General features: G+C 69.9%; 10 protein-coding genes and 1 rRNA gene. 8 read left to right on the top strand and 3 right to left on the bottom strand.

The window, feature by feature from the left end; translation table 11 throughout:
* Positions 1-720 precede the first annotated feature (720 nt).
* Entirely contained in the window at positions 721-903 is a 183-nt protein-coding gene (locus QMK30_RS01415; protein WP_283515244.1) for a Trm112 family protein, read from the top strand.
* A gap of 225 nt (positions 904-1,128) precedes the next feature.
* Entirely contained in the window at positions 1,129-2,262 is a 1,134-nt protein-coding gene (locus tag QMK30_RS01410; RefSeq protein WP_283515243.1) for an SIS domain-containing protein, read from the top strand.
* A 64-nt stretch (positions 2,263-2,326) separates the two neighbouring features.
* On the opposite strand, the gene QMK30_RS01405 is transcribed toward QMK30_RS01410, so the two are convergent.
* Positions 2,327-2,539 (bottom strand): hypothetical protein, encoded by a 213-nt coding sequence (locus tag QMK30_RS01405; RefSeq protein WP_283515242.1) that lies wholly within the window; start codon positions 2,537-2,539, stop codon positions 2,327-2,329.
* Between the two features lie 46 nt (positions 2,540-2,585).
* Here QMK30_RS01405 and manA point away from each other — a divergent pair, with 46 nt between their 5' ends.
* Both manA and QMK30_RS01395 read left to right on the top strand, forming a co-directional pair.
* Positions 2,586-3,752: a mannose-6-phosphate isomerase, class I gene (gene manA, locus QMK30_RS01400; protein ID WP_283515241.1), complete on the top strand. Its 1,167-nt coding sequence runs from the start codon at positions 2,586-2,588 to the stop codon at positions 3,750-3,752.
* A gap of 103 nt (positions 3,753-3,855) precedes the next feature.
* Positions 3,856-4,836 carry a cation diffusion facilitator family transporter gene (locus tag QMK30_RS01395; RefSeq protein ID WP_283515240.1) on the top strand — a complete coding sequence of 327 codons (981 nt, stop codon included), beginning with the start codon at positions 3,856-3,858 and terminating at the stop codon, positions 4,834-4,836.
* Positions 4,837-4,910: 74 nt separating this feature from the next.
* Here the strand turns inward: QMK30_RS01395 and QMK30_RS01390 are convergent, their stop codons facing one another.
* The gene (locus tag QMK30_RS01390; protein WP_283515239.1) at positions 4,911-7,193 is read right to left on the bottom strand and encodes a fructose-specific PTS transporter subunit EIIC; all 2,283 of its coding nucleotides are present in this window, start codon (positions 7,191-7,193) and stop codon (positions 4,911-4,913) included.
* A gap of 363 nt (positions 7,194-7,556) precedes the next feature.
* Between QMK30_RS01390 and ahcY the strand changes: the two genes are divergently transcribed.
* Positions 7,557-9,014 carry an adenosylhomocysteinase gene (gene ahcY, locus QMK30_RS01385; protein ID WP_283515238.1) on the top strand — a complete coding sequence of 486 codons (1,458 nt, stop codon included), beginning with the start codon at positions 7,557-7,559 and terminating at the stop codon, positions 9,012-9,014.
* Positions 9,015-9,123: 109 nt separating this feature from the next.
* Positions 9,124-9,750, top strand: coding sequence for a hypothetical protein (locus tag QMK30_RS01380; protein ID WP_283515237.1), 627 nt, complete (start codon positions 9,124-9,126; stop codon positions 9,748-9,750).
* Positions 9,751-10,181: 431 nt separating this feature from the next.
* Here the strand turns inward: QMK30_RS01380 and QMK30_RS01375 are convergent, their stop codons facing one another.
* A complete protein-coding gene (locus QMK30_RS01375; RefSeq protein ID WP_283515236.1) occupies positions 10,182-11,324 on the bottom strand; it encodes an RDD family protein in 1,143 nt (380 codons plus the stop codon).
* 121 nt (positions 11,325-11,445) lie between these two features.
* Between QMK30_RS01375 and QMK30_RS01370 the strand changes: the two genes are divergently transcribed.
* Positions 11,446-12,453, top strand: a complete 1,008-nt coding sequence (locus QMK30_RS01370; protein ID WP_283515235.1) for a stage II sporulation protein M — start codon at positions 11,446-11,448, stop codon at positions 12,451-12,453.
* Positions 12,454-13,049: 596 nt separating this feature from the next.
* Positions 13,050-13,157, top strand: a 16S ribosomal RNA gene (locus QMK30_RS01365); the annotation flags it as partial.

The raw sequence follows: 13,157 nt of genomic DNA, 5'->3' as shown, positions 1-13,157 counted from the left end.
GCCGCGCGGACGGGCCCGTGTGCGCCGGGCTTGATCGGACGGACCCGGCTCGGGCGGCTCGTGCGCCGGGCGCGGCCCGGCGGTCCCTGTGGCATCCCGGTACCGGTGGCCTGGTTCGCGGGGCGCGCGCCTGACCTGGTATCGCCGGACTTCGCATCGGCGGCCCTTTTCGATCGACCCGTGCCCCCCCCGGGGGGCCCGGTCGCCGGGCCTGGCCGCGGCGTGGACGGCGGTCCGGCGGAGCTCGGCCGCACCCCCACACCCCGGCGCACCCCTGCACCCCGGCCGCATCCCGGCGCTCCCCGCACCCCGCCGGAGCCCGGCCCCCTACACCCCGCCGTGGCCCAGCACCCCCCTCCCGCACCCCGCCGGGGCCCGGCTGCCGGGTGTGGACGGCGGTCAGGCGGCGCCCGAAACCCGACCGGGTCCCGCCCGCCGCCGGGTGCGGACGGCGGGTGTGGACGGCGGTCAGGCGAGCCCCGCATCCCACCAGGCCCCGTACCCCGCCGGGCCCCCGCACCCCACCGGGTCGCACCCCACCGCACCCGCGCGACGTCTCGCCATTCCACCGCCGCAAGGCACCCCCACGCCGCCCAAAACAGCGCTTTGCCCACCCCCGCACCGCACCCCGCCGATTCCCGCCGCTCGTCAGACCGCGCCACGCCTCACCCGGCGGTAGGCTGACGTGGCCCAATCCGCATGCTCGAAGGGACCCACCCCATGCCGCTCGAAGCCGGCCTTCTGGAGATCCTCGCCTGCCCCGCCTGTCACGCGCCCCTCAGCGACGCGTCCAGCGCGGACGCACCCGAGCTGATCTGCACCGGCAAGGACTGCGGTCTCGCCTACCCGGTACGGGACGGCATCCCCGTCCTCCTCGTCGACGAGGCCCGCCGCCCCGCCTGATCAGGAAGCTCCGGTCCGGACGCCCTGAGCTGCAGGTTCTGAGCCACAGGCTCCGAGCAGCCCTGAAGCGACCGAGCCGGCCAGGCCCTGAGCCCAGCAAGGCCCAGGGCCGGACCCCGGCGCGACAAGGCTGAGCGCACCACCCGGTCGCTCAGCCCGACCGCCGGCCCGAATGACGTCCCTCTGCGCGCAGCCCACCGCGCCCGGTGATCGGAGGCCCGCCCCATGCTCGACGAGTCGTTGCTGGACGACCCGGAGGCCCTGGCCCGGGTGGACCGCCGTGGCCTGCTGCGCGGCGCGGCCGAAGCGGGTGCGCGGGTACGTACCGCCGCCCGGCACGCCACCGAGGCCGGCCTCGCCGAGATCAAGGCGGACGGCCGCCCCCGCGCCGTACTGATCGCGGGCCCCGGCACCGCCGCCGCAGGCGTGGCCGACCTGCTCACCGCACTCGCGGGCGCCGCCTGCCCGGTGACCCGGCTGCGCTCCTCCGGCGTCGCCCCCGCACCGGGCGCCCTGCGCTGGACCCTCCCCGGCTGGGCGGGCTCCGTGGATCTGCTGCTCCTGGTCACGACGGACGGCTCCGAGCCCGGCCTCGCGCTCCTCGCCGAGCAGGCGTACCGCCGCGGCTGCACCGTCGTCGCCGTCGCCCCGCAGAACTCCCCGCTGAGCGAGTCCATCGGCGGCGTGCACGGCCTGGCCGTACCGATGGCGACCGCCCCGTATGAGGAGTACGACGAGAGCTCCGCCGCAGGACCGGGCGCGCTCTGGGCCCTCCTCACTCCGCTCCTCGTCCTCCTCGACCGCGTCGGCCTGCTCACCGCGTCCCCCGACGCCCTGCGGCTCGTCGCCGACCGCCTGGACCGGACCGCCGAGCGCTGTGGCCCGGCCATCGCGACGTACAGCAATCCGGCGAAGACACTCGCCTCCGAGCTGGCCGATTCGCTCCCCCTCGTCTGGACGGAGGGGCAGTACGCGGGCCCGGCGGGACGCCGCTTCGCCGCCGTGCTCGCCGAGCTGGCCGGCCGACCCGCTCTCTGCGCCGAGCTGCCCGAGGCGCTGCCCGCCCACGGTGTGCTGCTCGCGGGGGCCTTCGCGGCGGGCGCCGACCCCGACGACTTCTTCCGCGACCGGGTCGACGAGCCGCAGCCCATGCACGCGCGCGTGGTGCTCCTGCGTGACCGCCCCACCGGCGGTCTCTCTGCGGCCCCCACCGCCCGCGAGCTCGCCCTCAGCCACGACACGGCCATCAGCGAACTCGAACCCGAGGAAGGCGGCGAGCTGGAGAATCTTGCCGAGCTCCTCGCCATCACGGATTTCGCCGCCGTTTACCTGGCGCTCGCCTCCGCCGGGCGATCATGACCACCAGCACCAGCACCAGCACCAGCACCAGCACCAGCACCAGCACCAGCACCAGCACCAGCACTCACGCCGACATCCGGCCGAACCGGCTTTCCTGGACCCGAGCCGGGACCCGAACCCGAGCCCGGCCCTGGACGCCCGCCAAGATCACCAGAACCACGCGGCTTACCGGAACGACGCGGCTTACCGGAACGACGCGGCTTACCAGGACCACGCGGACCACGCGGCCCACGCGGATCTCGTGGATCACGCGGATCTCGTGGATCACCAGAACCACTCGGACCACCTAGCCACTTATTCATCCCACCCAGAGGGAAAGCACCATGGACCGCCTGTCGAACACTGTGCGCCCCTACGCCTGGGGTTCCACGACCGCCATCCCGGAACTGCTCGCCGTCGCCCCGACCGGTGAGCCCCAGGCCGAGATGTGGATGGGCGCCCACCCCGGAGCCCCCTCGCGCATCGACCGCGGTGCCGGGGGCAAGGAAGCGCTCTCCGACGTCATCGCTGCGAACCCGGAGCAGGAACTGGGCGCCGAGGCCGCCGCGAAGTTCGGCCCGCGCCTCCCCTTCCTGCTCAAGCTGCTTGCGGCCGGCGCCCCCCTCTCCCTCCAGGTTCACCCGAACCGGGCCCAGGCCAAAGAGGGGTACGAGGACGAGGAGCGCCGGGGTGTCCCCATCGACGCCCCGAACCGCAACTACAAGGACGCCAACCACAAGCCCGAGCTGATCTGCGCGCTCACCCCCTTCGACGGCCTGTGCGGTTTCCGCCCGCCCGCCGAGGCCGCCGACGTCTTGGCCGCCCTCGATGTCGACTCGCTCAAGCCGTACGTCGACCTGCTGCGCGCGCACCCGGAAGAGGCAGCGCTGCGCGAGGTACTCACCGCCGTGCTGACCGCGGACCGCGCCGAGATGGCCGAGACCATCACCGAGGCAGCAGCAGCCGCCGAGCGCCTGGGCGGCGCGTACTCCCCGTACGCCTCGATCGCCCACCACTACCCCGGCGACCCGGGCGTCATCGCCGCCATGCTGCTCAACTACGTACAACTGCAGCCCGGCGAGGCCCTCTTCCTCGGGGCCGGCGTCCCGCACGCGTACCTCAACGGCCTGGGCGTCGAGATCATGGCGAACTCCGACAACGTCCTGCGCTGCGGCCTGACCCCCAAGCACGTCGACGTACCCGAGCTGTTGCGCGTCGTCCGTTTCGAGGCCACCGACACCGGCGTCCTGCGCCCAGAGGCGTCCCCCGACGGCGAAGAGCTCTACGACACCCCGATCGACGAATTCCGGCTCTCGCGCCACGTCCTGGCCGAGGGCGCCGCGCCCCGCACACTGCCGTCCGCCACCCCGCAGATCCTGCTCTGCACGGCCGGCAGGATCCGCGCCGGCGCACTCGTTCTCGCACCGGGGGAGTCGGCCTTCGTACCCGCGCGCGAGTCAGTGGAATTGTCCGGTACAGGCGCCCTCTTCCGCGCCACAGTGGTGGCCTGACACCTCATCCGCACGGCTTCCCCCGGCAAGCTGCAACAATGTGCCGCCGTAGTCGTACGGCGGCGCCAGGGTCGCGCCATCAAGGAAGGGACACTCTGCATCCATGAGTGCGTCAGGCGGAACCAAGGCGATCGTGGCGGCACTCGTCGCCAACCTCGCGATCGCAGTAGCCAAGTTCGTGGCGTTCCTCTTCAGCGGCGCGTCCTCGATGCTCGCGGAGAGCGTGCACTCGCTCGCCGACTCGGGCAACCAGGGCCTGCTGCTGCTCGGCGGCAAGAAGGCCAAGCGCGAGGCGACCCCCCAGCACCCCTTCGGCTACGGGCGCGAGCGTTACATCTACGCCTTCCTCGTCTCCATCGTGCTCTTCTCGGTGGGTGGCATGTTCGCCATCTACGAGGGCTACGAGAAGATCAAGCACCCGCACGAGATCGAGATGTGGTACTGGCCGGTCGGCGTCCTCGTCTTCGCGATCATCGCGGAGTCCTTCTCCTTCCGGACGGCCATCAAGGAGTCCAACCAGACGCGCGGCAACCTCTCCTGGAGGGAGTTCGTCCGCCGCGCGAAGGCCCCCGAGCTGCCCGTCGTCCTGCTGGAGGACCTCGGCGCGCTGGTCGGTCTGGTCCTTGCGCTCGCCGGCGTGAGCACCGCACTGGCGACCGGCAACGGCGTCTGGGACGGCATCGGCACCCTGTGCATCGGCATCCTGCTGATCGTCATCGCGATCATCCTGGCCGCCGAGACGAAGTCCCTCCTCCTCGGTGAGGCCGCGGGCACGGACGAGGTCGACAAGATCAAGGCGTCGATCGTCGACGGCGACACCGTCACCCGCGTCATCCACATGCGTACGCTCCACCTTGGCCCCGAGGAATTGCTGGTCGCCGCCAAGATCGCGGTCGAGGCCGGTGACACGGCGGCGGACGTGGCCCACGCGATCAACGCGGCGGAGGAGCGCATCCGCGTGGCGGTCCCGATCGCGCGCGTGATCTACCTGGAGCCGGACATCTACAGCGAGTCGGCGGCAGCGGCGGGCGAGAACCCGGGCAAGTCCCCGGGCGGCGAGGCCACCCCACCCATCGCGCACTGACACGTCGTCCAACGACCACACAGAGGACCCCCGCCGTCGAACGGCGGGGGTCCTCTGCCACACGCTTCCCTTTGCTACTGGATCTCGCCCAGTACGCCGAGGATCGCCGCCGTGTCCGGCGCCGCCGACAGCCGGGCGCGGAAGCCGGTGTCCATCAACGTGCGCGAGAGCAGCGCGAGGATCCGCAGGTGCTCGTCACCCGCAGCCGCCTCCGGCACGGAGATCATGAAGATCAGCTTGGCCTTCGTCCCGTCCATCGCCCCCCACTCGATGCCCTCCGCGGACCGCGCGAAGCCCACCGTCGGGGCGGACACCGCATCGGTCTTGGCGTGCGGAATGGCGATCTCCTCGCCGAGCCCGGTCGTGCCCTGCGCCTCGCGCGCGAGCGCGACCCGCACCAACTCGTCCACGTCCGTGACGTTCCCGGTGGCGGCCAGCATCTCGGCCATCTCCCGGATCGCCGCCTCCTTGTCCTGCGAGGCCAGCTGCACCTTCACGGTCTGCTCGGTGAGATACCCGGAAAGCACCTCGCCCTCGCTGTCGGCGGAGGACGCGGGGACGGCCGGGGGAGTGGGGGCGTCGGGAGCAGCCGGGGAGACAGGAGCCCCGGCAGGACCCGACACGTCCTTCTCGGTACGTACGCCCGCACCGCCACTCGAACCTGCACCACCACCAGCCACAGCACCGGAACCCACCGACGCCCCACCACCGGCCACCGACGCACCGGCCCCTGCGCCTACTCCTGCTCCCGCCCCTGCGCCTAGCCCTGCTCCCGCCCCTGCGCCTACCCCTGCTCCCGCACCTACTGCAGCCCCGACGAGCGCGGCCTCAGGCCTCATCGCGCCGACTCCGACTCCGCCTCCGCCTCCGACACCGGCACCGATGCCCGCGCCGCGCTTGCCCCGCTCCTTGATGCTGATCAGCGCGTTGGTAGTGATAGCGGTGACGACAGTTCCCGCGGCCACGGCCACGAAGAACATCGGCACGCCACCGACCGCGCCCAGCACGGCGACGATCGGCCCGCCGTGCGGCACCGCGTCCTCCACACCGGCCAGACCGGCGAGCGCACCGGCGACCGCGCCACCGAGCCTGTTCGCCGGAATGACCTGCGCCGGCCGGGCCGCCGCGAACGGGATCGCACCCTCGGAGATGCCGAACATGCCCATGAAGAGCGCGGCCATACCGGTCTCGCGCTCCTGCTCCGAGTAGAGCCGACGCCGGATCACCGTGGCCAGCCCCTGGCCGAGCGGCATCACCGGAATCGCGGCGGCGCACATGCCCATGACGGTCTGGTTGCCGGTGGCGATGAGCCCCGCGCCGAACAGGAACGCCGTCTTGTTGACCGGCCCGCCCATGTCGAACGCGATCATCAGCCCGAGAATCGCGCCCAGCAGAATCGCACTGGTCCCGGTCATCCCGCTGAGCCAGTCGGTGAGATGCGTGAAGACCCACGAGATCGGCTTCCCGATGACGTAGATGAAGAAGAGCCCCAGCGCCGTCGTCGCGACAATCGGGATCACGATGATCGGCATGATCGGCCGGACGAACTTGGGGACCCGCACCTTCTTGATCCACAGCACCACGTAACCGGCCAGGAAGCCGGTGACGATCGCACCTATGAAGCCCGCGCCCGCCTCCGAGTCGTACAGCGCCCCGGTATTCGCGATCCAGCCGCCGATCATGCCCGGTACGAGCGCCGGCCGGTCCCCGATCGCGTAGGCGATGTAACCGGACAGGATCGGCACCATCAGCTTGAAGCCGATGTCCCCGATGTTGAAGACGTCCATCCAGAAGGAATCCTTCGGGATGACGAGGCCCTCCGGCGTCGCATGTCCGCCGATCGCCAGCGAGATCGCGATCAGCAGCCCGCCGACCACGACGAACGGGATCATGTATGAGACACCGTTCATCAGCGCCTTGTACGGGACGCTGCGCTCCTTGCCGCCGCCACCGCTGTTGCTCAGCGGCTCGGCCGATCCGCCTCCGCCACCCGCACCGTGCACGGGGGCGGTCTTCACCTGCTCGATCAACTGCTCGGGATGACGGATGCCCTCCGCCACACCGACGGCCAGCACCCGCTTCCCGACGAACCTGCTGCGGTCGACGTCCTTGTCGGCCGCGATGATGATCCCGTCAGCGTCTCTGACATCGTTGTCAGTCAAAATGTTTTCAGCCCCGATCGAACCTTGGGTCTCCACCTTCATATCGATGCCGAGCTGCTCGGCGACCTGCGCCAGCTTCTCCGCGGCCATGTATGTGTGGGCGATACCGGTGGGGCAGGCGGTGACCGCGAGAAGCTTCAGCTTCTTCTGCCCGCTCAGGTCTCCGTCCCGGTTGGGGCCGGCCGGACTCGTCACGCGGATCTCCTAACGACTGACGACTTCGTTCCGCAAGGTCGCGCGTATGTTCCTGATGTAGGCGCATCGTGCAACACATCGGCACGAGAGCGAAAGTCCAAAAAGGTTTGAATGTACATCTATGGCCCCACTGGTTCCCGCCACCGCCCTGAACAGGTGGGCTGTGGACCACTGCTCCGATCGGTGTAGATTCGTGACCTAGCCAGACGTCGCTGCTGATGGCGGTCGGGCGGTCCACGGACCGGCCGAGGGAGAGAGGGCCTCCGACGGACTGCGCTGCTAGCGCTCGGGCATTCGTGTGCCCGCCCGCCGCAGAGTCAGCCGTATTCACACCTCGACCCAACCTCACGAGGAGCAGCTCGCATGACGACTGTCGCCACCGGCCAGGACTTCAAGGTCGCCGACCTCTCCCTCGCCGCCTTCGGGCGCAAGGAGATCACTCTCGCCGAGCACGAGATGCCCGGCCTGATGTCGATCCGCGAGGAGTACGCCGCGACCCAGCCGCTCGCCGGCGCCCGCGTCACCGGCTCGCTGCACATGACCGTGCAGACCGCCGTTCTCATCGAGACCCTGGTCGCCCTGGGCGCCCAGGTCCGCTGGGCCTCCTGCAATATCTTCTCCACCCAGGACCACGCCGCCGCCGCCATCGCGGTCGGCCCCGAAGGCACTCCGGACAGCCCCGCCGGCATCCCGGTCTTCGCCTGGAAGGGCGAAAGCCTCGAAGAGTACTGGTGGTGCACGGAGCAGGCCCTGACCTGGCCGAACACCCCCACCGGCGGACCGAACATGATCCTCGACGACGGTGGCGACGCCACCCTCCTCGTCCACAAGGGCGTCGAGTTCGAGAAGCTCGGTGCGGCCCCGGACCCGGCCACCGCGGACAGCGAGGAGTACAGCTACATCCTCCGTCTGCTGAACCGCACCCTCGGCGAGAACCCGCAGAAGTGGACCCAGCTCGCCTCCGAGATCCGCGGCGTCACCGAGGAGACCACCACCGGCGTCCACCGCCTGTACGAGATGCACCGCGACGGCACGCTGCTGTTCCCGGCGATCAACGTGAACGACGCCGTGACGAAGTCGAAGTTCGACAACAAGTACGGCTGCCGCCACTCGCTGATCGACGGCATCAACCGGGCCACCGATGTCCTGATCGGCGGCAAGGTCGCGGTCGTGTGCGGCTATGGCGATGTGGGCAAGGGGTGCGCGGAGTCGTTGCGCGGCCAGGGCGCCCGCGTGATCATCACCGAGATCGACCCGATCTGCGCGCTCCAGGCGGCGATGGACGGCTACCAGGTCGCGACGCTGGACGACGTCGTCGCCATCGCCGACATCTTCGTCACCACGACCGGCAACAAGGACATCATCATGGCCGCCGACATGGCCAAGATGAAGCACCAGGCGATCGTCGGGAACATCGGTCACTTCGACAACGAGATCGACATGGCCGGTCTCGCCGCGATCCCCGGCGTCGTCAAGGACGAGGTCAAGCCGCAGGTCCACACCTGGAAGTTCCCCGACGGCAAGGTCCTCATCGTTCTCTCCGAGGGCCGTCTGCTGAACCTGGGCAACGCGACCGGCCACCCGTCGTTCGTGATGTCCAACTCCTTCGCGGACCAGACCCTGGCCCAGATCGAGCTGTTCACCAAGCCCGAGGAGTACCCGACTGACGTCTACGTGCTGCCCAAGCACCTCGACGAGAAGGTCGCCCGCCTCCACCTCGACGCCCTCGGCGTCAGGCTCACCACCCTGCGCCCGGAGCAGGCCTCCTACATCGGCGTCCCGGTCGAGGGCCCGTTCAAGTCCGACCACTACCGCTACTGATCCCCACCCCAGCGGCAGACGCTCAGCAGTAGGTTTTCAGGCAGGCCCCCGCACCCCCGTGCCGGGGGCCTGCCCCGTGTCAGACCTCTGTAGGACTCTGAAGGACCCCATGCCTCGCGGCCGTTATTCGCTCCACGATTCCCACGACCACACCCCCCTCGGTGAAGAACACTTCCACTGCGCCCCCGGCCCCTCCGGCTGGCGTTACGTCTCGCAGATCACCACCCCCGCCGGCGACCACGCCGGCTCCGTCGACCTCACCCTCGACGAACTCGGCCGCCCCATCCGGGTCGAACTGAACGCCGCGAACTGGCAGGTCCGCGGTGCCGCCCTCGAAGGCGTCACCTGGGTCCGAACCGACCCGACCGGCACTCACGCCACCGAAGGCAACGTCCCCGCGCATGCCTTCACCGGCGCATCCCCCGCTTTCCTCATCGCCACCACCCGCCTGCTGCGCCTCACCCCCGGTTCCCCCGCCACTCGCGTCCGCCTGGTCGCCTTCACTGACCCGGTCCTCGCCCCCCGCACCCTCGACCAGTCCTGGGCCCTGATGAAGAGTGAAGCGCATGCCACTGACAATGGCCCCCTGACCGTGGACGAATACCAGGTCAGCGCCCTGGACACGGGCGAGCAGCACACCATTCACATCGCCGGGGACGTGGTTCTCTCGGCACCGGGCATTGAACTGGAACACCTGGAGACACCGCCGTCGGCCTTCCCCGAGCCGAGCATGTGAGCCTCGGTATGCAAGGCGCGTGCGACTGACCGCCGGGCCACGCCCCATGCACCGTCGGCCCCACGCACCGTCGGCCCTGCCCGGTGAGTCGGCCACCAACGGTCACCGACCCGGACACCGCGCCGCACGCTGCCGACACCTACGGCTCAGACACTTACGCCGCAAACACCCGCGCCGTAAGCCGCTAACACTGTCCCCGCACGTCGCGGACACCAGGTACCGCGGACCCTCACGTACCGAAAACCCCACGAACCGCGAACCCCACGTATCGGCGGGCCGGACGCACGCACTGCCCCCCCACACGCACGGTGACCGTCACGTACCGATGAGCCGGTCTGCCCACGCACCGTGACCCTCACGCACCGTGACCGCCAGGTACCGACGAGCCGGTCTACGCACGTCCCGCGACCGCCACGAACTCGCGAGCCGGTCTACGCAGGCGGCGCGAACCCCGTGGCAGGAGGTGCCTGCGACTCGGCGTGCCGCGCCCCGGCGTGCGGCGCCCCGCCCCCCGGCACCTCGCCCGCCCGCCCAGGCCCGACTCCCACCGGTCCCAACTCCGCCCCCGCTCCCGGTCCCAACTCCGCCCCCGCTCCCGCGTCCGATTTCATCCCCGCGTCGGGGGAGGAGCCCACCCCGTACTCCTCCGCAGGCCCCGAAACCGCCGCGGCGTCCGGAGGCGCAAAAGCACCCGAACGTACTGGCCGGCCCGGGGCCACGGGTATCGCCGAACGATCGGGGGTGGCAGCCGCCCCGATCACCCCGGCTCCACCCCGCGTACCCGGGCCGCCACCCGGGCCCACATCGGCCGCCCGCGCCGCCCCCGCCGCCACGAACGCCTTCCGCGCGTCCCGGTACTGCCGCTCATTCACCACGGCAGCCAGATAGGCGGCAGGCGGCACACCCTCCGGCACGGGCGCACCTGTACGCGCCGCCAGATCACCGGCCAGCCGCTCCGCCATCGACCAGCTCACCTGCGGATCGAGCTGCCTCATCCGCGTCAGGTACTGCCGCACCGCGAGCCAAAGCGAATCAGGCACACCTGAAAGATCCAGTCCCGCGAACCGCCCCAGGAGCCACGGCGGCGGAGGCGGCACAGCGGCCATCCGCCCGGTCGCAACGCGTTCCCGGACCACAAGGGTCCCGGCAAACACATCGCCGATCCGCCGCCCGCGCTCGGACACCAGCGAAGCGATGCAGGCGACGACCCCGAACGTCATCAGGATTTCCACCACCCCCACCGCCCCACGCACGAGCGCGTGCCGGAACCGGATCGGCCCCCCGTCATCGCGCACCACCCGCAGTCCACAGGCCAGCTTCCCGAGCGACCGCCCTTGGGTCAGCGTCTCCACCGCGATCGGCGCTCCCACAAGCACCAGCAGGAACGAGGCCACAGCGAGTGCCATGCCCGCCGCCTCGTCCAACGAGCCTGTGGCGAGCGCCAGCCCGATCGACACGATCAGATACACCGTCCACACCACGGCCATGTCGATCGCCAGAGCCAGTGCCCGGCTGGGCAGCTTCGCCGGACGCAGCCCCAGTACGACCGCATCGCCCGTCACAAGCTCATTCACCGATTGCCCACCCTTCGACGTCCTTCCCTGCCCCTGGATCCCTCAGTCTGCCAAGCTGACCCGCAGCGCGCGCCGCGTAGTACGGACCGTACGGACCCAGTGCCTGGAGCAGCAGCCGACCATGGACCTCGACGTCTTTGTGACCACCCACCACACCGAGTGGGACCGCCTGGACCACCTTCTGCGCCGCGGCCGCCGCCTGACCGGTGCCGAGGCCGACGAACTCGTCGCCCTCTACCAGCGCACGGCCACGCACCTCTCCCTGATCCAATCCAGCGCCCCCGACCCCATGCTCACCGCGCGCCTGACCCAGCTGGTCGCCCGCGCCCGCTCCACCGTGACGGGCGCCCGCCGCGCATCCTGGCGCGACGCGGCCCGCTTCCTCACCGCCGGATTCCCCGCAGCGATGTACCGCACCCGCCACTGGTGGGTACCGACGGCGCTGCTCTCCACTGCCGTGGCCGCTCTGATCGGCTGGTGGATCGCCACCCACCCGGAGGTCCAGTCCGCCATCGCAGCCCCGTCGGAACTCCGGGAGATGACCCGCCCCGGAGGCCAGTACGAGGCCTACTACTCCAGCCACCCCGCGGCCTCCTTCGCCGCACAGGTATGGACGAACAACGCCCAGGCCGCCGCCATGTGCCTGGTCCTGGGCGCCTTCCTCTGCTTCCCGGTGATCTGGATCCTCTTCCTCAACATGCTGAACCTCGGTGTCGGTATGGGCCTGATGTCCTCGGCAGGCCGCCTCGACACCTTCCTCGGCCTGGTCCTCCCACACGGCCTGCTGGAACTCACCGCGGTCTTCGTCGCCGCCGGCACCGGCCTTCGCCTCGGCTGGACCCTGATCGACCCGGGCCCCCGCCCCCGCCGCGCGGCCCTCGCCCAGGAAGGCCGAGCAGCCCTCGGCATGGCCATCGGCCTTGCCCTGGTCCTCTTCGTGTCCGGCGTCATCGAGGGCTTTGTTACGCCGTCGGGCCTGCCCACCTGGGGGCGCGTCACCATCGGCATCGTCGCCGAGCTGGCATTTCTTCTTTACGTCTACGTCATCGGTGGCCGAGCAGCCCGGGGGGGCGAGCAGGGAGACGTCGAACTGGCCGACCGAAGCGCGGAGCTCCCCATTGCGGCGTGATGTGCGTAGGCCCCCTCTGACCTGCTACTGTCCTGTCACCCCACAAAAGCCGTTGACACGGTTCGTGTGGGGAGGTAGATTTAAACGGTTGCCTGCTGTTGGACATACTCAACCGCAACAGCTAGTGTCTATCTCGTTCTCGTGGAATTGATTTCCAGAGAGCTTCCCGATTCATTCGAAACACGCAGCCGATTAGCTCGGCCGAAATGCTTCTGATAAAGTCGGAATCGCCGGAAAGGGAAACGCGAAAGCGGGAACCTGGAACGCACCCCGCCGACGGGGAATCGGACACGAAAGCGTCTGGTAGAGTCGGAAACACGAAATACCGAAGGGAAGCGCCCGGAGGGCCCCGTGAAAAGGGACCAAAGGAAGCGTCCGTTCCTTGAGAACTCAACAGCGTGCCAAAAGTCAACGCCAAATGTTGATACCCCGGCCCACCTTTACCGGTGGGTTGGTGGTTCCTTTGAAAAAGACCCGGACGGCCTCCTTTTTGGGGGTGCGGCCGGGCAACACTAGCGAGGACGCTGTGGACGACACGCCTTATTCCGGCTGTGTTGTCCCGCTCGTCGTGTGTGTCTCCCGATTACGGGAAAACATTCACGGAGAGTTTGATCCTGGCTCAGGACGAACGCTGGCGGCGTGCTTAACACATGCAAGTCGAACGATGAAGCCTTTCGGGGTGGATTAGTGGCGAACGGGTGAGT

The sequence above is a fragment of the Streptomyces sp. H27-C3 genome, assembly GCF_030063415.1.
GTDB lineage: Bacteria > Actinomycetota > Actinomycetes > Streptomycetales > Streptomycetaceae > Streptomyces.
This window is presented reverse-complemented; position numbering and strand designations above follow the sequence as displayed.

Bases quoted from the DNA above. Each gene is read 5' to 3' on its own strand.
- QMK30_RS01380 (WP_283515237.1), top strand. From the start codon at position 9,124: ATGCCTCGCGGCCGTTATTCGCTCCACGATTCCCACGACCACACCCCC.
- QMK30_RS01395 (WP_283515240.1), top strand. From the start codon at position 3,856: ATGAGTGCGTCAGGCGGAACCAAGGCGATCGTGGCGGCACTCGTCGCC.
- ahcY (WP_283515238.1), top strand. From the start codon at position 7,557: ATGACGACTGTCGCCACCGGCCAGGACTTCAAGGTCGCCGACCTCTCC.
- QMK30_RS01370 (WP_283515235.1), top strand. From the start codon at position 11,446: ATGGACCTCGACGTCTTTGTGACCACCCACCACACCGAGTGGGACCGC.
- QMK30_RS01410 (WP_283515243.1), top strand. From the start codon at position 1,129: ATGCTCGACGAGTCGTTGCTGGACGACCCGGAGGCCCTGGCCCGGGTG.
- QMK30_RS01415 (WP_283515244.1), top strand. From the start codon at position 721: ATGCCGCTCGAAGCCGGCCTTCTGGAGATCCTCGCCTGCCCCGCCTGT.
- manA (WP_283515241.1), top strand. From the start codon at position 2,586: ATGGACCGCCTGTCGAACACTGTGCGCCCCTACGCCTGGGGTTCCACG.